This is a genomic window from Pseudomonas sp. FA-1 (genome assembly GCF_056856075.1).
Map to the genome: position 1 here is coordinate 357,202 of NZ_JBWXTH010000003.1, position 20,940 is coordinate 378,141.

The window sequence follows — 20,940 nt, forward strand, 5'->3', positions numbered from 1 at the left end:
GCAGCGGCCCTTTGCATTAATCGGCCAGTTCCACCAGCACCGTGCCCTCGCCGACCATATCTCCCTCCTGGCAGAACAGGGCCTTGACCGTGCCGCCGTGAGGGGCGCGGATGCTGTGCTCCATTTTCATCGCCTCCAGCACCACCAGCGCGGTACCGGCCTCGACCACCTGGCCCGGCTCCACCAACACCCGTACGATGCTGCCGTTCATGGGCGCGCCCAGACCGCCCTGGTGGCTGTGACTGGCTTCGGCTTCGGCGATGGGGTCGAAGGCGCTCACTGCATGCATTTCCCCATCCCATTGCAGGTACAGGGTGTCATCACGGCGTATGGCCAGGTGACGACGGCGCACGCCATCCACAGCGTGGCACAGCTGTTCGCCGTCCAGGTGCCAGGTCGAGGGCGCATTGTGTTCCAGCGCGACGGCCTGGTCCTGCCCGCCGCTGACCAGGTGCAGGCTGCTGCGTGCTGCCAGGCCCAGGCGCAGGCCGTCGCGCCGGGCCCAAGGCGAGGCGGGGTCGTCGTGACGCTGGTGCGCAGGGCTCCCTTGCAGCCAGGCTTCGGCGGCCGCCTGCCAGAACGTCGCCGGCAGTGCGTTCGGCGCAGGCAGCAACTCGGCCTGGTGGCGCGGGATGAAGCCGGTGTCCAGTTCCGCGGCGGCAAAGGCCGGGTGGGCCAGGATGCGGCGCAGGAAGGCGATGTTGGTCTTCAATCCGCCGATGGCGAATTCGTCGAGCATGGCCAGCAGGCGCAGGCGGGCTTGCTCGCGGTCCTGGCCCCAGGCGATCAGCTTGCCCAGCATCGGGTCATAGAAGGGCGAGACCACATCGCCCTCGCTGACGCCGCTGTCCACCCGGCGGCCCTCGCCGGGTGCCGACTCGCGGTACAGCGCCAGGGTGCCGGTGGCAGGCAGGAACTCGTTGGCCGGGTCTTCCGCGTACAGGCGCACCTCGATGGCATGGCCGACCAGCGGCACCTGGTCCTGGGTGATCGGCAGCGGCTCGCCGCAGGCCACGCGGATCTGCCAGGCCACCAGGTCCAGGCCGGTGATGGCCTCGGTGACCGGGTGCTCCACCTGCAGGCGCGTGTTCATTTCCATGAAGAAGAACTCGCCGCGGGCATCGAGCAGGAACTCGACGGTGCCCGCGCCGACGTAGCCGATGGCCTGGGCGGCGCGCACGGCAGCCTCGCCCATGGCCTTGCGCAGCTCGGGGGACAGCCCAGGGGCCGGGGCTTCCTCGACCACTTTCTGATGGCGGCGCTGGATCGAGCAGTCGCGCTCGTTGAGGTACAGGCAGTTGCCGTGTTGGTCGGCGAACACCTGGATCTCCACATGGCGCGGTTTGAGCACGTACTTTTCCACCAGCATGCGCGCATCGCCGAACGACGACTGCGCCTCACGCTGCGCCGAGGCCAGGGCGTCGGCCAACTGGCTTTCCTCCTCGACCACCTTCATGCCCTTGCCGCCACCGCCGGCGCTGGCCTTGAGCAGCACCGGGTAGCCGATGCGCTCGGCGGCGGCGCGGAAGGTGTCCAGATCCTGGGCTTCACCGTGGTAGCCCGGTACCAGCGGTACGCCTGCAGCTTCCATCAGCGCCTTGGCCGCCGACTTGCTGCCCATGGCATCGATGGCGCTGGCTGGCGGGCCGAGGAAGATCAGCCCGGCCTGTTCGATGGCGCGGGCGAAGCCTGCATTCTCGGAGAGGAAGCCATAGCCTGGGTGGATGGCCTGGGCGCCGCTGGCCTTGGCTGCCGCCAGCAGCTTGTCGATCACCAGGTAGCTCTCGGCGGCCTTGGTGCCGCCCAGGTCGATGCGGATGTCAGCTTCGCGGCTGTGGCGGGCGTCACGGTCGGTGGCGCTGTGTACGGCGACGGTGGTCAGGCCCATGGCCTTGGCGGTGCGCATGACCCGGCAGGCGATCTCGCCGCGGTTGGCGACCAGCAGGGTGGTCAGGGTAGGGCGGCTCATGGGCGCGGCTCCTTGTTGTCTTGCCAGGCGGGGCGGCGTTTTTCCAGGAAGGCGCGCAGGCCCTCCTGGCCTTCGGGGCTGACGCGGATGCGGGCGATCGTATTCTCGCAGTAGCGGCGCAGCGCCGGGCTCAGCTCGCCGTCGTCCACCTCGCGCAGCAGGTCCTTGGTGGCGCGCAGGGCCTGGGGGCTGTTCTGCAGCAGATTGTCGACCCAAGCTTGGACCTGGGCATCGAGTTCGGCAGCCGGGTAGACCTCGGCCAGCAGGCCCAGCTCGCGGGCACGCACGCCGCTGAAGCGTTCGGCGGTCAGGGCATAGCGACGCGCGGCGCGCTCGCCGATGGCCTTGACCACGAACGGGCTGATCACCGCCGGGGCCAGGCCGATGCGCACTTCGGACAGGCACAGCTGGGCATCCTCGGCACCGATGGCCATGTCGCAGCAGCTGATCAGGCCCAGGGCACCGCCGAAGGCCGCGCCTTGCACCACCGCCAGGGTCGGTGCCTTGAGGCGGTGCAGGGCGTACATCAGTTCGCCCAGCTCATGGGCGTCGTCCAGGTTGGTGTTGAAGTCCAGCTGCGCCGACTGCTGCATCCAGGCGAGGTCGGCACCGGCGCTGAAGTGTCGGCCACGACCGCGCAGCAGCACGAAACGCAGGCTGGCATCCTCGGCGAGCTGGTCGAGGGCGACGATCAGTTCGCGGATCATCTGCGCGTTGAAGGCGTTGTTCTTGTCTTCGCGGCTCAGCCACAAGGTGGCGAAGCCGCGAGGGTCCTTGATCACTTCCAGGGTGCTGAAATCGCTCATGGGTCACATCCGGAAAATGCCGAAGCGGCTCTGTTCGATCGGGGCGTTCAGCGCGGCGGACAACGCCAGGCCAAGCACGTCGCGGGTCTGGGCGGGGTCGATGACGCCGTCGTCCCACAGCCTTGCGCTGGAATAGTAGGGGTGGCCTTGGCGCTCGTACTGGTCGAGGATCGGCTGCTTGAGCCTGGCCTCTTCCTCGGCGCTGAAGGCGGTACCGGCCCGTTCGCTCTGCTCGCGCTTGACCTGGGCCAGCACGCCAGCAGCCTGCTCGGCACCCATCACGCCGATCCGCGCGTTGGGCCACATCCACAGGAAGCGCGGGTCGTAGGCGCGGCCGCACATGCCGTAGTTGCCGGCACCGAAGCTGCCGCCGATGATCACCGTGAACTTCGGCACCTGGGCGCAGGCCACCGCGGTCACCAGCTTGGCGCCATGCTTGGCGATGCCACCTTCTTCGTATTTCTTGCCGACCATGAAGCCTGTGATGTTCTGCAGGAACAACAGCGGGATACCGCGCTGGCAGGCCAGCTCGATGAAATGCGCACCTTTTTGCGCCGCCTCGGCAAAGAGGATGCCGTTGTTGGCCAGGATCGCCACCGGATAGCCGTGCAGGTGGGCGAAGCCGCATACCAGGGTGGTGCCGAACAGTGCCTTGAACTCATCGAACACCGAGCCGTCGACCAGGCGCGCGATCACCTCGCGGACATCGAACGGCTGCTTGGCATCGGCAGGTACCACGCCATACAGTTCCTCGGCGTCGTACAGCGGGGCGACCGGCGCCTGGCGCTGCAGTTTGCCGAGCTTGTGCCAGTTGAGGTTGGCCACGCTGCGCCGGGCCAGGGCCAGGGCGTGCTCGTCGTTGTCGGCATAGTGGTCGGCCACACCGCTGGTGCGGCAGTGCACGTCGGCGCCGCCCAGGTCCTCGGCGCTCACCACCTCGCCGGTGGCGGCCTTCACCAAGGGTGGGCCGGCGAGGAAGATGGTCGCCTGCTGGCGCACCATGATCGCTTCGTCGGCCATGGCCGGCACATAGGCGCCGCCTGCGGTGCACGAGCCCATCACCACGGCGATCTGTGGGATCCCCAGGGCGCTCATGTTGGCCTGGTTGAAGAAAATCCGCCCGAAGTGCTCACGGTCGGGGAAGACCTCGTCCTGGCGGGGCAGGTTGGCGCCACCGGAATCCACCAGGTAGATACAGGGCAGGCGATTCTGCAGGGCGATGGCCTGTGCGCGCAGGTGCTTCTTCACCGTCAGCGGGTAGTAGGAGCCGCCTTTGACCGTGGCATCGTTGGCCACGACCATGCACTCCACCCCTTCGATACGGCCAATGCCGGCGATCACGCCGGCGGCGGGCACATCTTCGCCGTAGACCTCATGGGCGGCCAACTGGCCGATCTCGAGGAATGGCGAGCCCGGGTCGAGCAGCCGGTCGATGCGCTCACGCGGCAGCAGCTTGCCCCGCGAGGTGTGCCGCTCCTGAGCCTTCGGGCCGCCGCCCTGGGTGACGTGGGCGAGCAGGGTACGCAGGGCCTGCACCTGTTCGCGCATGGCCGCGCTGTTGGCGGCGAATTCCGCCGAGCGCGGGTTGATCTGGGTGTGCAAGGTAGCCATTGGCGCCGGTTCCTCGTGCTCAGCGGGTTTCGTTGAACAGTTCGCGACCGATCAGCATCCGGCGGATCTCGCTGGTGCCGGCGCCGATCTCGTACAGCTTGGCGTCGCGCAGCAGGCGGCCGGCCGGGAATTCATTGATGTAGCCGTTGCCGCCCAGAATCTGGATCGCTTCCAGGGCCATCTGGGTGGCGCGCTCGGCCGTGTAGAGGATCACCCCGGCGGCGTCCTTGCGGGTGGTCTCGCCGCGGTCGCAGGCCTGGGCCACCGCATACAGGTAGGCGCGGCTGGCGTTGAGCTGGGTGTACATGTCGGCGATCTTGCCCTGGATCAGCTGGAACTCGCCGATGCTCTGGCCGAACTGCTTGCGGTCATGGATGTAGGGCACCACCAGGTCCATGCAGGCCTGCATGATCCCGGTCGGGCCGCCAGAGAGCACCACGCGCTCGTAGTCTAGGCCGCTCATCAATACCCGTACGCCACCGTTGAGCTGGCCGAGGATGTTCTCTTCAGGCACTTCCACGCCATCGAAGAACAGCTCGCAGGTGTTGGAGCCGCGCATGCCCAGCTTGTCGAACTTGTTGCTGCGCGAGAAGCCCTTCCAGTCACGCTCGACGATGAATGCGGTGATGCCGTGGGGGCCCTTGTCCAGGTCGGTCTTGGCGTAGATCACGTAGGTGTTGGCGTCGGGGCCGTTGGTGATCCAGGTCTTGCTGCCGTTGAGCACGTAGCGGTCGCCGCGCTTCTCGGCGCGCAGCTTCATCGATACCACGTCGGAGCCGGCGTTGGGTTCGCTCATGGCCAGGGCGCCGATGTGCTCGCCGCTGATCAGCTTGGGCAGGTATTTCTGCTTTTGCTCATGGGTGCCGTTGCGGTTGATCTGGTTGACGCACAGGTTGGAGTGGGCGCCATAGGACAGGGCTACCGAGGCCGAGCCACGGCTGATCTCTTCCATCGATACCACGTGGGCCAGGTAGCCCAGGCCCGCGCCGCCGTATTCCTCCGGCACGGTGATGCCCAGCAGGCCCATGTCGCCGAACTTGCGCCACATGTCGGCGGGGAACAGGTTGTCCTGGTCGATCTGCGCGGCGCGTGGGGCCAGCTCGGCGGCAACGAAGGTGCGCACCTGGTCGCGAAGCATGTCGATGGTTTCGCCCAGGGCGAAGTTCAGGGTGGGGTAATGCATGCGGGGGCACCTTCTTGTTCTTGAGGTTGGTAGACGTCGCACTGTCACTGTGGGAGCGGACTTGTCCCGCCGTCAGATCCAACGACGATGTCAGCCCTGGCTGGCGCAATCGCGGGGCAAGCCCGCTCCCACGGGGTAGGTGCAAACCGGTACTTGTGTTTTCACCTTTACGTTAACGTAAACCTGGCTTCGGAAGCTGTCAATCGACTCGTGACCTTTACGTTAACGTAAATCTGCGCCAGAGTAGCCGCGCTTGCTTCAGTCATGCCCAGAACAACCACAAGAAGGGATACCCATGAGTCAACCAAGCTACACCCGCGGTCGCCAGGACCGCCCGTTGTTGACCCAGACCATCGGTCAGGCCTTCGACGCCACCGTGGCCCGCAACCCCGACGGCGAAGCCCTGGTGGTGCGGCACCAAGGCCTACGCTACAGCTGGCGAGCGCTGGCCGGGCAGGTCGATGGTCATGCGCGCGCGCTCATGGCGCTGGGCGTGCAGGTCGGCGACCGGGTCGGGATCTGGGCGCCCAACTGCGCCCAGTGGTGCATCCTACAGCTGGCCAGCGCCAAGGTCGGCGCGATCCTGGTCAATATCAACCCGGCCTACCGGGTCGGCGAACTGGAATACGTGCTGCGCCAGTCCGGTTGCTGCTGGCTGGTCTGCGCCGATGCCTTCAAGACCTCCGACTACCATGCCATGGTCCTGGACTTGGCCCCCGAGCTTGCCACCTGCGCCCTCGGCCAGCTGGCCTGCGAGCGGCTCCCGGCGTTGCGTGGAGTGATCAGCCTGGCAGCGAACCCGCCGGCCGGCTTCCTGCCCTGGGGCCACCTGGCCGAGCGGGCAGGGCAGAGCGCCCCCGAGGCTTTCGAGGCCCGCCAGCGCAGCCTGCAGTTCGACCAGCCGGTGAACATCCAGTACACCTCCGGCACCACCGGCGCGCCCAAGGGGGCCACGCTCAGCCACTACAACATCCTCAACAACGGCTACATGGTCGGTGAGAGCCTGGGCCTGACCGAGCGTGACCGCATGGTGATCCCGGTGCCGTTGTATCACTGCTTCGGCATGGTCATGGCCAATCTCGGCTGCGTCACCCATGGCAGCACCATGATCTACCCCAACGATGCCTTCGACCCGGGCCTGACCTTGCAGGCCGTGGCTGAGGAGCGTGCCAGCATCCTCTATGGGGTACCGACCATGTTCATCGCCATGCTCGACCACCCCGGCCGCGCCGGATTGGACCTGTCCAGCCTGCGCAGCGGCATCATGGCCGGCGCCACCTGCCCGATCGAGGTCATGCGCCGGGTGATCGAGCAGATGCACATGGCCCAGGTGCAGATCGCCTACGGCATGACCGAGACCAGCCCGGTGTCGCTGCAGACCGGCCCGGACGACGAGCTGGAGCTGCGCGTGACCACGGTCGGCCGTACCCAGCCGCAACTGGAAAGCAAGCTGGTGGACGAGCATGGCACTATCGTCCCGCGAGGCGAGATCGGCGAGCTGTGCACTCGCGGCTATAGCGTCATGCTCGGCTACTGGGGCAACCCCCAGGCCACCCAGGACGCCATCGACCCGGCCGGCTGGATGCACAGCGGCGACCTGGCGGTGATGGACGAGCAGGGCTACGTGCGCATCGTCGGGCGCAACAAGGACATGATCATTCGGGGTGGGGAGAACATCTACCCACGTGAGCTCGAGGAGTTCTTCTACACCCACCCGGCGGTAGCCGACGCCCAGGTGATCGGCATCCCCTGCAGCCGGTATGGGGAAGAGCTGGTCGCCTGGATCAAGCTGCACCCCGGGCACAGCGTGACCGCCGAGCAGCTGCAGCAGTGGTGCAAAGCGCGCATCGCCCATTTCAAGGTGCCGCGGCATTACCGCTTCGTCGACGAGTTCCCAATGACGGTGACCGGCAAGGTGCAGAAGTTCCGCATGCGCGAAATCAGCATCGCCGAGATCAAGCTGTAACCTGATCCTGTTATCACCGGTTCTGTGGGAGATTACCCAGCCCTTCGGGCTGCGCTGTCGCGCAGAGAACAAGCGGCCGATGCTTGCCCCTGTGGGAGCGGCGGTGCGGCGGTCCGACTTGTCCCGCGATCAAGGGCGAAGCCCTTGCCAGGCGACGGTGATATCGGGCCCGGCCTAATCGCGGGACAAGCCCGCTCCCACAAGGTGTACCGCGCTGTACTTGTCTATCCTTTGCCTTTCACCGGCGGCTCCTCGCTCGGCGGGTCGCCCACCGGCGGCGGTGGGCCCGGCTTGGTCGGCTCCTCGGGGTCTTCCTCGGGCTCCGGCGGCGGCAGGGTCGGGTCGTCGATATTCGGGTCCGGCGTCTCCGGTGGAATGGGAATACTCATGGCCAGGCCTCCCAGGGGAAATACGGCGTCGTTGCAGGCTTTGACCCGGCCCCGCGCCGTTCGCTCAATTTTTTTGAACCCCCGGCAGCTCCCACGGCTCTGAACCCTTACCGCCACTGCAAAAGGGAGCAAGGTTCGATGTCAGGTAATGAGCCCTTCGAAAGCGTGCCCATGGCCAACGACCACCCGGACCAGGCGATCAGCCTGTCCCAGGCGTTGCTGGCGCCACGTATCGTGATCGAGGACACCCAGCCCGTGCTCGATGCCGGCACCTTCGCCACCAAGGCGGTGCGCGGCCAGCCGGTGGCGGTGAGCAGCAAGGTCTATACCGATGGCCATGATCGCCTGGCGGTGACCCTGCACTGGCGCCAGGCCCACAGCCGGCGCTGGCACTGCACACCGATGCACTCGCCGGGCAACGACCTGTGGCTGGCCGAATTCACGCCCCTGGAACTAGGCCTGCACCTGTTCAGCATCGAAGCCTGGATCGACCCCTTCGCCACCTACTGCCATGACCTGGAGAAGAAGTACCACGCCGGCGTCGACGTCACGCTCGAGCTGGAGGAGGGCCGGCTGCTGCTGGGCAAGGGCATCGAGCGCAGCGATGGCCTGCTGCGCGAACAGCTCGAGCAGGTGCAGCAGCGCCTGCCGACCTTGGCTTCGGATGACCAGGTGGCCTTGCTGCTGCGGGCCGATACCGCCTTGCTGATGAGCGAGGCCGAGCACCGCAGCTACCTGACCCGCAGTGCTGAGTTCCCCGTGGACGTGGACCGTGAACAGGCCTTGTTCGCCAGCTGGTACGAACTGTTCCCTCGTTCCATCACCGACAGCCCCGAGCGCCACGGCACGTTCAACGACGTGCACCAACGCCTGCCGATGATCCGCGACATGGGCTTCGACGTGCTGTACTTCCCGCCGATCCACCCCATCGGCAACAAGCACCGCAAGGGCCGCAACAATGCCCTTCAGGCCGAGCCGGGCGACCCGGGCAGCCCCTATGCCATTGGCAGCCCCGACGGTGGCCACGATGCCATCCACCCGCAGTTGGGCAGCCGCGAGGACTTCCGGCGCCTGGTGGCCGCTGCCGCCGAGCATGGCTTGGAGATCGCCCTGGACTTCGCCATCCAGTGCTCCCAGGACCACCCCTGGCTCACCGAGCACCCCGGCTGGTTCAGCTGGCGCCCAGACGGCACCATCCGCTACGCCGAGAACCCGCCGAAGAAATACCAGGACATCGTCAACGTCGATTTCTATGCCGCCGAGGCCGTGCCATCGCTGTGGCTGGCCCTGCGCGACGTGGTGGTCGGCTGGGTGGAGGAGGGCGTGCGCACCTTCCGTGTCGACAACCCGCACACCAAGCCGCTGCCGTTCTGGCAATGGCTGATCGCCAATGTACGCAGCCGCTACCCGGACGTGATCTTCCTCGCCGAGGCTTTCACCCGCCCGGCGATGATGGCGCGCCTGGGCAAGGTCGGCTACGCCCAGAGCTACACCTACTTCACCTGGCGCAACACCAAGCAGGAGCTGCGCGAGTACCTCCAGGAGCTCAACCAGCCGCCATGGCGCCATTGCTACCGGCCGAACTTCTTCGTCAACACGCCGGACATCAACCCCTATTTCCTGCAGACCAGCGGACGCGCGGGCTTTCTCATCCGCGCCGCCCTGGCAACCATGGGTTCCGGGCTGTGGGGCATGTGTTCGGGCTTCGAGCTGTGCGAGGGCACACCGTTGCCGGGCAAGGAGGAGTACCTGGATTCGGAGAAGTACGAGATCCGCCCGCGGGACTTCACCCAGCCGGGCAACATCGTCGCCGAGATCGCCCAGCTCAACCGCATCCGGCGACAGAACCGTGCCCTGCAGACCCACCTGGGCATCGAGTTCTTCAACTGCTGGAACGACAACATCCTGTACTTCGGCAAGCGCACCCCGGAGCGCGACAACTACATCCTGGTGGCCGTGAGCCTGGACCCGCACAACGCCCAGGAGGCGCACTTCGAGTTACCGCTGTGGGAGCTGGGGCTGGATGACAACGCCGACACCCATGGCGAGGACCTGATGAACGGCCACCGCTGGACCTGGCACGGCAAGACCCAATGGATGCGCATCGAACCCTGGCACCTGCCGTTCGGTATCTGGCGAATCGAAAAGCCCCATTGACTGTTGTAGGAGCGGCCTTGTGCCGCGAAAGGGCTGCGCGGCAGCCCCAGCCATTTGTCATGTTGCCGAGATCCTGGGGCCGCTTCGCGCCCCTTTCGCGGCACAAGGCCGCTCCTACCGGGGCGCGCCGAACCTGGAATCGGAAGGAGTCGCCCATGGCCAAGCGTTCCCGCCCACAAGCCTTCATCGACGACCCGCTGTGGTACAAGGACGCGGTGATCTACCAGTTGCACGTGAAATCGTTCTTCGACGCCAACAACGATGGCATCGGTGATTTCGCCGGGTTGATGAGCAAGCTCGACTACATCGCCGACCTGGGCGTCAACACCCTCTGGCTGCTGCCGTTCTACCCCTCGCCACGGCGCGACGACGGCTACGACATCGCCGAATACAAAGCCGTGCACCCCGACTACGGCAGCATGGCCGACGCCCGGCGCTTCATCGCCGAGGCCCACAAGCGCGGCCTGCGGGTGATCACCGAGCTGGTCATCAACCACACCTCCGACCAGCACCCCTGGTTCCAGCGCGCCCGCCACGCCAAGCGCGGCAGCAAGGCCCGGGACTTCTATGTGTGGTCGGACGACGACCAGAAATACGACGGCACGCGGATCATCTTCCTCGACACCGAGAAGTCCAACTGGACCTGGGACCCGGTCGCCGGCCAATACTTCTGGCACCGCTTCTACTCCCACCAGCCGGACCTGAACTTCGACAACCCGCAGGTGATGAAGGCGGTGATCGGCGTGATGCGCTTCTGGCTCGACCTGGGCGTCGACGGCCTGCGCCTGGACGCCATTCCCTACCTGATCGAGCGCGACGGCACCAACAATGAGAACCTGCCCGAGACCCACGCGGTGCTCAAGGCCATCCGCGCCGAGATCGACGCCAACTACCCCGACCGCATGCTCCTGGCCGAAGCCAACCAGTGGCCTGAGGATACCCGGCCGTATTTCGGCGAGGGTGACGGCGACGAATGCCACATGGCCTTCCATTTTCCGCTGATGCCGCGCATGTACATGGCCCTGGCCATGGAAGACCGCTTCCCCATCACCGACATCCTGCGCCAGACCCCGGAGATCCCGGCCAATTGCCAATGGGCGATCTTCCTGCGCAACCACGATGAGCTCACCCTCGAAATGGTCACCGACCGTGAGCGCGACTACTTGTGGAACTACTACGCCGAGGACCGCCGCGCGCGCATCAACCTGGGTATCCGTCGGCGCCTGGCGCCGCTGCTGCAGCGTGACCGTCGGCGCATCGAGCTGCTCACCAGCCTGTTGCTGTCGATGCCGGGCACCCCGACCTTGTACTACGGTGACGAGCTGGGGATGGGCGACAACATCTACCTGGGCGACCGCGACGGCGTACGCACCCCCATGCAGTGGTCGCCGGACCGCAATGGCGGCTTCTCCCGGGCCGACCCCCAGCGCCTGGTGCTGCCGCCGATCATGGACCCGCTCTATGGCTACCAGACCGTCAACGTCGAGGCCCAGGCCCACGACCCGCATTCGTTGCTCAACTGGAACCGGCGCCTGCTGGCCGTGCGCAAGCAGCAGAAGGCCTTCGGTCGGGGCACCCTGAAGATGCTTACCCCCAGCAACCGGCGCATCCTCGCCTACATCCGCGAGTATACCGATGCCGAGGGCAACACCGAGATCGTGCTGTGCGTGGCCAACGTTTCCCGCGCCGCCCAGGCCGCCGAGCTGGACCTGGCCCCGTACGCCGACAAGGTCCCGGTGGAGATGCTCGGCGGCAGCGCCTTCCCGCCCATCGGTCAGCTGCCGTTCCTGCTGACCTTGCCGCCCTACGGCTTCTACTGGTTCCTGCTGGCTTCGCGCGACCGCATGCCCAGCTGGCACCTGGAGCCCGCCGAAGGCCTGCCGGAGCTGACCACCCTGGTATTGCGCAAGCGCATGGAGGAGCTGCTCGAAGCGCCTTCCAGTGACACCCTGCAAACCACCATCCTGCCCCAGTACCTGCCTAAGCGCCGCTGGTTCGCCGGCAAGCAGGGGCCGATCGACCAGGTGCGCCTGAGCTATGGGGTTCGCCTGGCCACGGCCACCACGCCGGTGCTGCTCAGCGAGCTGGAAGTTCACAGTGACGGAGCCGTGCAGCACTACCAGCTGCCGTTCGGCCTGCTGCCCGAAGAGCAGATCAACAGTGCCTTGCCACAGCAGCTGGCGCTGTCGCGGGTACGCCGCGGCCGGCAGGTAGGCCTGATCACCGACGCCTTCGTGCTCGAGCCGTTCGTCCGCGCCGTGCTGAGCAACTGCCAGGCCGGCACCCGCCTGGCCGGTGGCGCCGGCGAGCTGCGCTTCGACTGCACCGCACAGCTGGCCACCCTGGAACTGGACCAGGACAGCGAAGTGCGTTACCTCAGTGCCGAGCAGTCCAATAGCTCGGTGGTGGTGGGCGGCAGCCTCGTGCTCAAGCTGATCCGCCGGGTCAACCCGGGCATCCACCCGGAACTGGAAATGAGCGCCTACCTGACCGCTGCCGGCTTCGGCAATATCTCGCCGCTGCTGGCGTGGGTCAGCCGCGTGGACGAGCAGGGCCAGCCGCACCTGCTGATGATTGCCCAGGGCTACCTGAACAACCAGGGCGATGCCTGGGAGTGGACGCAGAATACCCTCGAGCGTGCCGTGCGCGACGAGATGGAGCCTTCCACCGTCGAGCCCGAGGCGCACACCGATGCCTTGGCCGAACTCACAGGTTTTGCCGCCTTGCTTGGCCAGCGCCTGGGCGAAATGCACCTGTTGCTGGCCGCTCCCAGCGACGATGCGGCGTTCCAGCCACGTCCCAGCAGCGAACAGGACTGCGCACGCTGGAGCACGCAGATCAGCGCCGAGCTGGCTCACGCATTGGACCTGCTGGCCCAGCATCGCGATGACCTCGACAGCGACAGCCAGGCCCTGGTCGACGACCTGCTGCAACAGCGCGACGGCCTGGCCCAGCACGTCGACAGCCTGGCCCGCCAGGCCCAGGGCGGCCTGCTGATGCGCGTGCACGGCGACCTGCACCTGGGCCAGGTGCTGGTCGTGCAGGGCGATGCCTACCTCATCGATTTCGAAGGCGAACCGGCGCGACCGCTGGAGGAGCGACGCGCCAAGCACAGCCCGTACAAGGATGTCAGCGGCGTGCTGCGTTCGTTCGACTATGCTGCAGCGATGATCCTGCGCAGCGCCTCGGCGGTGGACCTTTCCGATGCGGCGCGCCAGGCTCGGCAGCGAGTCGCCCGGCAGTACCTGCACCAGTCGCGGCATGCCTTCGTCGAGGCCTACGGCCTGGCCACTGCCGCAATGCCCCATGCCTGGGAGCAGGCCGAAGGCGAGCGCGCTGCGCTGGAACTGTTCTGCCTGGAAAAAGCCGCCTATGAAATCACCTACGAAGCCGAGAACCGCCCGGGCTGGCTGGCCGTGCCTTTGCATGGGCTGCATGGGCTGATCAGCACCTGGGGCGAAGCATGAGTGCGATATCCAGGGCGTCGCTGCGCGCCCCAATCGCGGGGCACGCAGCGGCCCTCAACTAACGACCCAAAACATCTGGAAGGGTAAAAAGATGAATGCAATCACGCGTGAAAACGGCGGCCTTCGGCAACGGGACCTGGATGCCCTGGCCCGCGCCGAGCACGCCGACCCGTTCGCGGTACTGGGCCCGCACGGCGATGGTGCAGGTGGGCTGTTCGTCCGCGCCTTCCTGCCCAACGCCCTCAATGCCCGGGTGCTGGCCCGCCACGATGGGCGCGTATTGGCCGAGATGGAGCAGGGCAGCCTGCCGGGACTGTTCACCGCACACCTGGATGAAGCCCACCCGTACCTGTTGCAGATCGGCTGGGCCGGTGGCGAGCAGGTCACCGAGGACCCCTACAGCTTCGGCCCGCAACTGGGCGAGATGGACCTCTACCTGTTCGCTGAAGGCAACCACCGCGACCTTTCCGGGCGCTTCGGCGCCCAGCCGATGCACGCCGACGGCATCGACGGGGTGTGCTTCTCGGTGTGGGCGCCGAATGCCCGGCGGGTGTCGGTGGTGGGCGACTTCAACAACTGGGACGGCCGTCGCCACCCCATGCGGCTGCGCCACGATGCCGGTGTCTGGGAGCTGTTCGTACCGCGCCTGGGCGTGGGCGAGGCCTACAAGTTCGAGGTGCTCGGTCGCGATGGCGTGTTGCCGCTCAAGGCCGACCCCCTGGCCCGTGCCACCGAGCTGCCGCCCAGCACCGCCTCCAAGGTGGCCGCGGCGCTCAGCCACCCTTGGCAGGATCACGAGTGGATGCAGCAGCGCGCCGAGCGCCACGCTTACCGGGCACCGCTGTCGATCTACGAACTGCACGCCGGGTCCTGGCGTTGCGAGCTGGACGATGCCGGTGAAATCGCGCGCTTCTACAACTGGCGGGAACTGGCCGAGCGCCTGGTGCCCTATGTGCAGGATCTGGGGTTCACCCATATCGAGCTGCTGCCGATCATGGAACACCCCTTCGGCGGTTCCTGGGGCTACCAGCCGCTGTCGCTGTTCGCCCCCACATCCCGCTATGGGACTGCCGAGGACTTCGCGGCCTTCGTCGATGCCTGCCACCAGGGCGGCATCGGGGTGATCCTCGACTGGGTTCCGGCGCATTTCCCCACCGACGAGCATGGCCTTGCCCGCTTCGACGGCACGGCGTTGTACGAGTACGACAATCCCCTGGAAGGTTTCCACCAGGACTGGAATACACTGATCTACAACCTTGGCCGCAACGAAGTGCGCGGCTTCATGCTGGCCTCGGCCTTGCACTGGCTCAAGCACTTCCACATCGACGGCCTGCGTGTCGATGCCGTGGCCTCGATGCTCTATCGCGACTACTCGCGCAAGGCCGGCGAATGGGTACCCAACCGCCACGGCGGACGCGAGAACCTGGAAGCCATCGACTTCATCCGCCACCTCAATACCGTGGCGGCCCACGAGGCGCCGGGGGCGCTGATCATCGCCGAGGAGTCCACCGCCTGGCCGGGGGTGAGCCAGCCGGTGCAGCAGGGCGGGCTGGGCTTTGCCTACAAGTGGAACATGGGCTGGATGCACGACACCCTGCACTACATCCAGAACGACCCGGTGCACCGCACCTATCATCATAACGAGATGAGCTTCGGCCTGATCTATGCCTACTCCGAACATTTCATCCTGCCCATCTCCCACGACGAGGTGGTGCACGGCAAGCATTCGCTGATCGACAAGATGCCGGGCGACCGCTGGCAGAAGTTCGCCAACCTGCGCGCCTACCTGGCGTTCATGTGGGCGCACCCGGGCAAGAAGCTGCTGTTCATGGGCTGCGAGTTCGGCCAGTGGCGCGAGTGGAACCACGACCACCAGTTGGACTGGTACCTCCTGCAGTACCCCGAGCACCAAGGGGTGCAGCGTCTGGTCGCAGACCTCAACCGCCTGTACCGCGAGCTGCCCGCCCTGCACGAGCAGGACTGCCAGCCCCAGGGTTTCCAGTGGCTGATCGGCGACGATGCGCACAACAGTGTGTATGCCTGGCTGCGCTGGAGCAGCGCCGGCGAGCCGCTGCTGGTGGTGGCCAACTTCACCCCGGTGCCGCGCGAAGGCTATCGAATCGGTGTGCCGTTCGGCGAGCGCTGGCAGGAGCTGCTCAACAGCGATGCCGAGCTGTATGCCGGCACCAATGTCGGCAACCTGGGGGCGGTGGCCAGCGAGCAGATGCCCAGCCATGGGCAGCCGCTGTCGCTGGCGCTGAACCTGCCGCCGCTGGGTGTGCTGGTGATGAAGCCGGCTTGACGTTCGGTCGCCCTCTGTGGGAGGCGCCCGGTTGGCGCCGATCCTGTAGGAGCGGGCTTGTCCCGCGATGGCGTCAGGCCGGGTAACGGCATTGCCTGAGCTGACGCCATCGCGGGACAAGCCCGCTCCTACAAAAGCGCCTGGCAGCCTTACCAGCGCATCCTCACCCCCAGGCTGCCGATCAGGCCGTTCAGGTCATTGCCATCCACATCGCTGCTGTAGTCGGCGCTGACGAATAGCGCGACCTTCGGCGTCACCCGTGCCACCAGCCCCAAACCCAGGTCCACGGTGGTGGAGTAGCGAGAGCTGGAGATCTTGTCCACCTGGTCCAGCTTCACTGTGTCGGCATTGCTGAAGTCGTACCAGACGTTGGTCCGCACATAGGGTTCGATCGGCATCCCGCGCACTTCGTAGCGACCCGACAGCTTGGCGCCGACCCGGCCGCTCCAGCTCGGTTGGCTGTCGAAGGCCTGCAAAGTCTCTTCCTGCGCCCGGTTGCTGGGGAAGAACTGCTGGTTGATCAACTGCGCCTGGGGCTCGATCACCCAACCGCCTCCCAGGCCGATGGGGTAGCCGCCTTCGACCGAGAAGGTCACCGCGTGGCCGCTGTCGTCCAAACGCTGGCCGTTCTCGCCGCGGCCATTGACGTCGATACGCGTGCCCATGGCCACGGCATCGACGTGCCAACCCTGTTCATGGGTCATGCTCCAGTACACCCCCAGGCTCTCGCCGCTGAGGTTGACGGCGTTCTTCTGTTTGTCGCCGAGCAGCCGGCGCATGCCGTTGAAGCTGGTCTGCAGGTTGTTGTGGCCGACGAAGAACCCGGCGCGGTGCACATGGCCTTCGCTGGTCTCACGCACGAACAGGTCCGGGCCGATCATCAGCTGCTGGCTGGGCGCCTCCAATTGTGCCGGTACCTGGGCGCCGGGCCGGGTAGGCCCAGGGAAGAACTGCGCCCATTGGCTGGCAACCAGATCCGGAGCCGGTTGCCGGTGGCGTTCGCCCATGCGCTCGGAAAACGCGTTCAGTGTGCCCAGGCCCAGGCCGCCGACGGTCACTGGGTCCAGGGACAGCTGAGGTACCGCCGGCGGTTGCAGAAAACTGTCGAAAGGCATGCCCTCCTGCAGTTCGAGCGCGAAGGTTTCCACCGGGGTTGCCAGGAGCAGCGACGTGGAAACCGCGCAGAAAATCGCGTCGAAGCGCAAAGGGTTCGAGGGTCTTTTCATGGCGGATCTCCTTTTGTTGTTGTGTGGGTGTGTTGGGCTGCCCTAGCAATCCGGCCCGATTACCCTGTACGACACAAAACAGAAGGCGACCGAGGCCATCGCGCCCGCCATCACACGTGCGCACAAAGGCGCGTGCTAGAGGGTCGGCACGAGTTTTTACGTCTAGTTATAGAGTTCAGCTAAGGAGAGGTCGCAGCTTGCGTCAAGAAACGGTGAAAGATCCGTGAAGGCGATATCGTGCGATCTAATGCATTGATTCGCAGGGAATTACCTGGGGGTATATCAGGCATTCTTCTTTCCCGGCGACCGGCTATGCCGAATCATTGCTAGAGCCGCACCTCCACGGCCAGTGGCAGGTGGTCCGACAGGTGCGTCCACGGTTTGTGCCCAAGGATCCTGGGTGCATGGCTTTCGGCGTTGCGCAGGTAGATGCGGTCCAGGCGCAGCAAGGGCAGGCGCGCCGGGTAGGTGCGGGCGAGCAGGCCATGGTGGCGCTCGAAGGCCTCGTGCAGGTCACGGTGGCGGCCCAGGGTACGGTTGCCACGCAACTGCCAGTCATTGAAGTCGCCGGCGATGATCACCGGTTCATCGGCCGGCAGGCTATCGAGCAGCCGGCGCAACAAGTGCAGCTGTTTCTGCCGGTGGCTTTCGAGCAGCGACAGGTGCACGCAGATGGCATGCACCGGGCGCTGGCCCGGCACATCGAGGATGCAGTGCAACAGGCCACGGCGCTCGGGGCCAGTGATCGACACGTCGAGGTTGCGGTGTTCGAGGATCGGGTATTTCGACAGCAGGGCGTTGCCATGGTGGCCGTCGGGGTACACCGCGTTGCGACCGTAGGCGAAGTCACTCCACATGCTGTCGGCGAGGAATTCGTATTGGGAGGTCTGCGGCCAGCCGGGGTAGCGGGCGGCGTGGCGGTCGTGGCTGCCGAGCACTTCCTGGAGGAAGACGATATCGGCCTGGGTGCTGCGCACCGCCTCGCGCAACTCCGGCAGGATGAAGCGCCGGTTGAAGGCGGTGAAGCCTTTGTGGGTGTTCACGGTCAGCACCCGCACCCGATTCACGGTGGGGGCCTGGCTGACACTGACGAAACCTGGACCGCCGGCTTCGGGGTTCACGGCGTCTCCTGAAAAAATGCCTACCTTCGGATCACCACCGAACCCTGTGGGAGCGGGCTTGTCCCGCGATCGCGTCAGACTAGGCACCGAGGTTGCCCCTGTTGATGCAACCGCGGGACAAGCCCACAGGGTGGGTGATGGCTGTTCTAGAGTCTAGGACCGAACGGCGCGCTTGGGGTTCACTCTTCGTCGCGTTGCAACGCCATCAGCAACACCGAGCGCCCCTTGACCTCGAACACCGTGTCGAATGCCAGGTGCTGCGGCTTGCGCATCTGCGGCCGGTCGGTGTCGACCAGGCAGCTCCAGTAGTCGCCTTCGGGCACCGACGGCAGGTGGAACGGCACGGTGTCATGGTAGGCGTTGACGATCAGCAGCAAGGTCGCCTCGGCCCCGGGCCTGGCGATGCCGCTGACCTGGGCGCGGCCATCCATGAGCATGCCCAGGCAGCGGCCGTGGGGATCTTCCCATTGCGCCACGCTCATTTCGCTGCCGTCCGGAGCCAGCCAGGTGACATCCTTGACCCCGATCGCTTCGTTGTAGTCGCCGACCAGGAAGCGTGAGCGGCGCAGCACTGGGTAGGCCAGGCGCAGGCGGGTCAGGCGCTTGACGAAGGCCAGCAGCTCGGCGCCGTCCTGGTCCAGGTCCCAGTTGATCCAGCCGATCTCGCTGTCCTGGCAGTAGGCGTTGTTGTTGCCATGCTGGGTGCGGCTGAATTCGTCGCCGGCAACGATCATCGGCGTGCCCTGGGCCAGCAGCAGGGTAGCGAAGAAGTTGCGCATCTGGCGCATGCGCAGGGCATTGATGCCGGGGTCGTCGGTGGGCCCTTCGACGCCGCAGTTCCACGACAGGTTGTTGTCGGTACCGTCCTGGTTGTTCTCGTCGTTGTCTTCGTTGTGCTTGTCGTTGTACGAGACCAGGTCGCGCAGGGTGAAGCCGTCATGGGCGGTGACGAAGTTGACCGAGGCGTAGGGCCGCCTGCCGCGGTTGTTGAACAGGTCGCCCGAGGCGGTCATGCGTGCGGCGAAGTCGGCCAGCTGGCCCTCGTCGCCTTTCCAGAACGCCCGTACGGTGTCGCGGAAGCGGTCGTTCCATTCGGCCCAGCCCGGTGCGAAGTTGCCCACCTGGTAGCCGCCGGGGCCGCAGTCCCAGGGCTCGGCGATCAGCTTGACCTGGCGCAGCAGCGGGTCCTGGCGGCAGGCCACGAGGAAGCTGTGTCGCTCGCTGTAGCCCTCGTGGTAGCGGCCGAGGATGGTGGCCAGGTCGAAGCGGAAGCCGTCGACATGCATTTCCCCGGCCCAGTAGCGCAGCGAGTCGGTGACCAGCTGCAGCACGCAGGGGTGGCTCAGGTCCAGGGTGTTGCCGGTGCCGGAATCGTTGATGTAGTAGCGTTTGTCATCGGGCATCAGCCGGTAGTAGGAGGCGTTATCGATGCCGCGCATCGACAGGGTCGGGCCCAGTTCGTTGCCTTCGGCGGTGTGGTTGTAGACCACGTCCAGGATCAGCTCCAGGCCCGCGTCGTGCAGGTGCGCGACCATCTCCTTGAACTCGGCGATCTTGCCGCTGGCCAGGTACTTGGGGTGCGGTGCGAAAAAGGCGATGCTGTTGTAGCCCCAGTAGTTGTTCAGGCCTTTTTGCAACAGGTGCTGGTCGTTGACGAAGGCGTGTATCGGCAACAGCTCGATGGACGAGACACCGAGGTCCTTGATGTGCTTGAGCAATTCATCGTTGGCCAGGCCTGCGAAGGTCCCTCGGTGTGCTTCGGGCACGGCCGGGTGGCGCATGCTGATGCCACGGGTGTGGGCCTCGTAGAGGATGGTGCGCTCCCAGGGGATCTGCACGCGCTGGTCGCGGCCCCAGGTGAAGGCCGGGTCGATGACCTTGCATTTGGGCACGAACGGCGCGCTGTCGCGTTCATCGAACGAGAGGTCGCCATCGGGGTGGCCGATGGTGTAGCCGAACAGCGCCTCGGACCATTTCAGGCTGCCCACCAGTTGCTTGGCGTAGGGGTCGATCAACAGCTTGTTGGGGTTGAAGCGGTGGCCGTTTTCCGGCTCGTAGGGGCCGTGTACCCGGTAGCCGTAGACCAGCCCGGGGTGCGCGTCGGGCAGGTAGCCATGGTAGATCTCGTCGGTGTATTCGGGCAGCTCGATGCGTTCGAGTTCCTGTTCGCCGCTGGAGTCGAACAGGCACAGCTCGACCTTGGTGGCGTTGGCCGAGAACAGGGCGAAGTTGACGCCCAGGCCGTCCCAGTTCGCGCCCAGGGGGAAGGGTAGGCCTTCGCGGATGCGCGATGGGGCGACGGAGCGGGATTTCTTCGGAGTGCGGGGGCTCATGGCGGTCCTCTTCAAGCCGGGTGGACGGGCATCCTTCCTGATCTGGCCCGATCGCCGGCATGCCGGCTCCCACAGGTACGGTGGCCGGTGGGAGCCGGCTTGCCGGCGATTGGCCGGGGCAGATACTTCGGGTCGCAGGTCAACCCGCCGCCGGCTTCTTCACTGCCCGAGGTTTCTTTGCCGCCGCCGGCTTCTGCACCGGCGCCGTGCTCTTGGCCAGCTCGTCCTTGGGCTTGGCCGCCGCCTTCTTGCGCGGTGCGGCCTTGGGTGCCAGGGCTTCGGCCTCGGCGAGCTTGCGCGCCATGTCCCAATGGCGCTCCTCCTGGCCTGCAGGTTTACCCTCCGATTCCCAGATTTGGTAGGCGAATTCGCGGATACGTTTTTCATCGACGCTCATCATGACGCTCCTG

General features: G+C 66.1%; 13 protein-coding genes. 4 read left to right on the top strand and 9 right to left on the bottom strand.

The annotated features are described in order from the left end of the window. Nucleotides 1–16: 16 nt before the first annotated feature. The 4 genes from AC1MHZ_RS08555 to AC1MHZ_RS08570 are packed head-to-tail and all read right to left on the bottom strand — an operon-like array spanning nt 17 to nt 5,569. Nucleotides 17–1,969, bottom strand: a complete 1,953-nt coding sequence (locus AC1MHZ_RS08555; protein ID WP_084859225.1) for an acetyl/propionyl/methylcrotonyl-CoA carboxylase subunit alpha — start codon at nt 1,967–1,969, stop codon at nt 17–19. Beyond that, on the bottom strand, nt 1,966–2,775 hold the full coding sequence (locus AC1MHZ_RS08560) for a gamma-carboxygeranoyl-CoA hydratase (RefSeq protein ID WP_084859227.1): 810 nt from the start codon (nt 2,773–2,775) through the stop codon (nt 1,966–1,968). Before AC1MHZ_RS08560 ends, AC1MHZ_RS08555 begins: the two co-directional genes overlap by 4 nt. A 3-nt stretch (nt 2,776–2,778) precedes the next feature. Beyond that, nucleotides 2,779–4,386 (bottom strand): carboxyl transferase domain-containing protein, encoded by a 1,608-nt coding sequence (locus tag AC1MHZ_RS08565; RefSeq protein WP_084859228.1) that lies wholly within the window; start codon nt 4,384–4,386, stop codon nt 2,779–2,781. Nucleotides 4,387–4,405: 19 nt separating this feature from the next. Continuing rightward, nucleotides 4,406–5,569 carry an isovaleryl-CoA dehydrogenase gene (locus AC1MHZ_RS08570; RefSeq protein ID WP_084859230.1) on the bottom strand — a complete coding sequence of 388 codons (1,164 nt, stop codon included), beginning with the start codon at nt 5,567–5,569 and terminating at the stop codon, nt 4,406–4,408. Between the two features lie 295 nt (nt 5,570–5,864). Between AC1MHZ_RS08570 and AC1MHZ_RS08575 the strand changes: the two genes are divergently transcribed. Beyond that, on the top strand, nt 5,865–7,535 hold the full coding sequence (locus AC1MHZ_RS08575; RefSeq protein WP_482966256.1) for an AMP-binding protein: 1,671 nt from the start codon (nt 5,865–5,867) through the stop codon (nt 7,533–7,535). Between the two features lie 224 nt (nt 7,536–7,759). Here the strand turns inward: AC1MHZ_RS08575 and AC1MHZ_RS08580 are convergent, their stop codons facing one another. Further along, the gene (locus AC1MHZ_RS08580) at nt 7,760–7,924 is read right to left on the bottom strand and encodes a hypothetical protein (RefSeq protein WP_172403077.1); all 165 of its coding nucleotides are present in this window, start codon (nt 7,922–7,924) and stop codon (nt 7,760–7,762) included. A gap of 138 nt (nt 7,925–8,062) precedes the next feature. On the opposite strand from AC1MHZ_RS08580, the gene AC1MHZ_RS08585 reads away from it, so the two are divergent. The 3 genes from AC1MHZ_RS08585 (at nt 8,063) to glgB (ending at nt 15,850) form a co-directional block, all read left to right on the top strand. Next, complete coding sequence (locus tag AC1MHZ_RS08585) at nt 8,063–10,081, top strand: alpha-1,4-glucan--maltose-1-phosphate maltosyltransferase (RefSeq protein WP_482966257.1); 2,019 nt, start codon at nt 8,063–8,065, stop codon at nt 10,079–10,081. Between the two features lie 155 nt (nt 10,082–10,236). Continuing rightward, entirely contained in the window at nt 10,237–13,548 is a 3,312-nt protein-coding gene (treS, locus tag AC1MHZ_RS08590) for a maltose alpha-D-glucosyltransferase (protein ID WP_324818783.1), read from the top strand. Between the two features lie 91 nt (nt 13,549–13,639). Then, nucleotides 13,640–15,850 (top strand): 1,4-alpha-glucan branching protein GlgB, encoded by a 2,211-nt coding sequence (gene glgB, locus AC1MHZ_RS08595; protein WP_465001927.1) that lies wholly within the window; start codon nt 13,640–13,642, stop codon nt 15,848–15,850. Between the two features lie 149 nt (nt 15,851–15,999). Here glgB and AC1MHZ_RS08600 read toward each other — a convergent pair whose 3' ends face one another. From AC1MHZ_RS08600 to AC1MHZ_RS08615, 4 genes are all read right to left on the bottom strand, one after another. After that, entirely contained in the window at nt 16,000–17,076 is a 1,077-nt protein-coding gene (locus AC1MHZ_RS08600; RefSeq protein WP_084855784.1) for an autotransporter outer membrane beta-barrel domain-containing protein, read from the bottom strand. 326 nt (nt 17,077–17,402) lie between these two features. Continuing rightward, on the bottom strand, nt 17,403–18,197 hold the full coding sequence (locus tag AC1MHZ_RS08605; RefSeq protein WP_084855783.1) for an endonuclease/exonuclease/phosphatase family protein: 795 nt from the start codon (nt 18,195–18,197) through the stop codon (nt 17,403–17,405). A gap of 179 nt (nt 18,198–18,376) precedes the next feature. Continuing rightward, complete coding sequence (gene glgX, locus AC1MHZ_RS08610; RefSeq protein ID WP_084855782.1) at nt 18,377–20,530, bottom strand: glycogen debranching protein GlgX; 2,154 nt, start codon at nt 20,528–20,530, stop codon at nt 18,377–18,379. Nucleotides 20,531–20,669: 139 nt separating this feature from the next. Then, nucleotides 20,670–20,930, bottom strand: coding sequence for a DUF2934 domain-containing protein (locus AC1MHZ_RS08615; protein ID WP_084855781.1), 261 nt, complete (start codon nt 20,928–20,930; stop codon nt 20,670–20,672). Between the last annotated feature and the right edge of the window lie 10 nt (nt 20,931–20,940).

Coding starts and splice junctions, on each gene's coding strand:
- AC1MHZ_RS08555 (WP_084859225.1), bottom strand. CDS start 1,969: ATGAGCCGCCCTACCCTGACCACCCTGCTGGTCGCCAACCGCGGCGAG.
- AC1MHZ_RS08560 (WP_084859227.1), bottom strand. CDS start 2,775: ATGAGCGATTTCAGCACCCTGGAAGTGATCAAGGACCCTCGCGGCTTC.
- AC1MHZ_RS08565 (WP_084859228.1), bottom strand. CDS start 4,386: ATGGCTACCTTGCACACCCAGATCAACCCGCGCTCGGCGGAATTCGCC.
- AC1MHZ_RS08570 (WP_084859230.1), bottom strand. CDS start 5,569: ATGCATTACCCCACCCTGAACTTCGCCCTGGGCGAAACCATCGACATG.
- AC1MHZ_RS08575 (WP_482966256.1), top strand. CDS start 5,865: ATGAGTCAACCAAGCTACACCCGCGGTCGCCAGGACCGCCCGTTGTTG.
- AC1MHZ_RS08580 (WP_172403077.1), bottom strand. CDS start 7,924: ATGAGTATTCCCATTCCACCGGAGACGCCGGACCCGAATATCGACGAC.
- AC1MHZ_RS08585 (WP_482966257.1), top strand. CDS start 8,063: ATGTCAGGTAATGAGCCCTTCGAAAGCGTGCCCATGGCCAACGACCAC.
- treS (WP_324818783.1), top strand. CDS start 10,237: ATGGCCAAGCGTTCCCGCCCACAAGCCTTCATCGACGACCCGCTGTGG.
- glgB (WP_465001927.1), top strand. CDS start 13,640: ATGAATGCAATCACGCGTGAAAACGGCGGCCTTCGGCAACGGGACCTG.
- AC1MHZ_RS08600 (WP_084855784.1), bottom strand. CDS start 17,076: ATGAAAAGACCCTCGAACCCTTTGCGCTTCGACGCGATTTTCTGCGCG.
- glgX (WP_084855782.1), bottom strand. CDS start 20,530: ATGAGCCCCCGCACTCCGAAGAAATCCCGCTCCGTCGCCCCATCGCGC.
- AC1MHZ_RS08615 (WP_084855781.1), bottom strand. CDS start 20,930: ATGATGAGCGTCGATGAAAAACGTATCCGCGAATTCGCCTACCAAATC.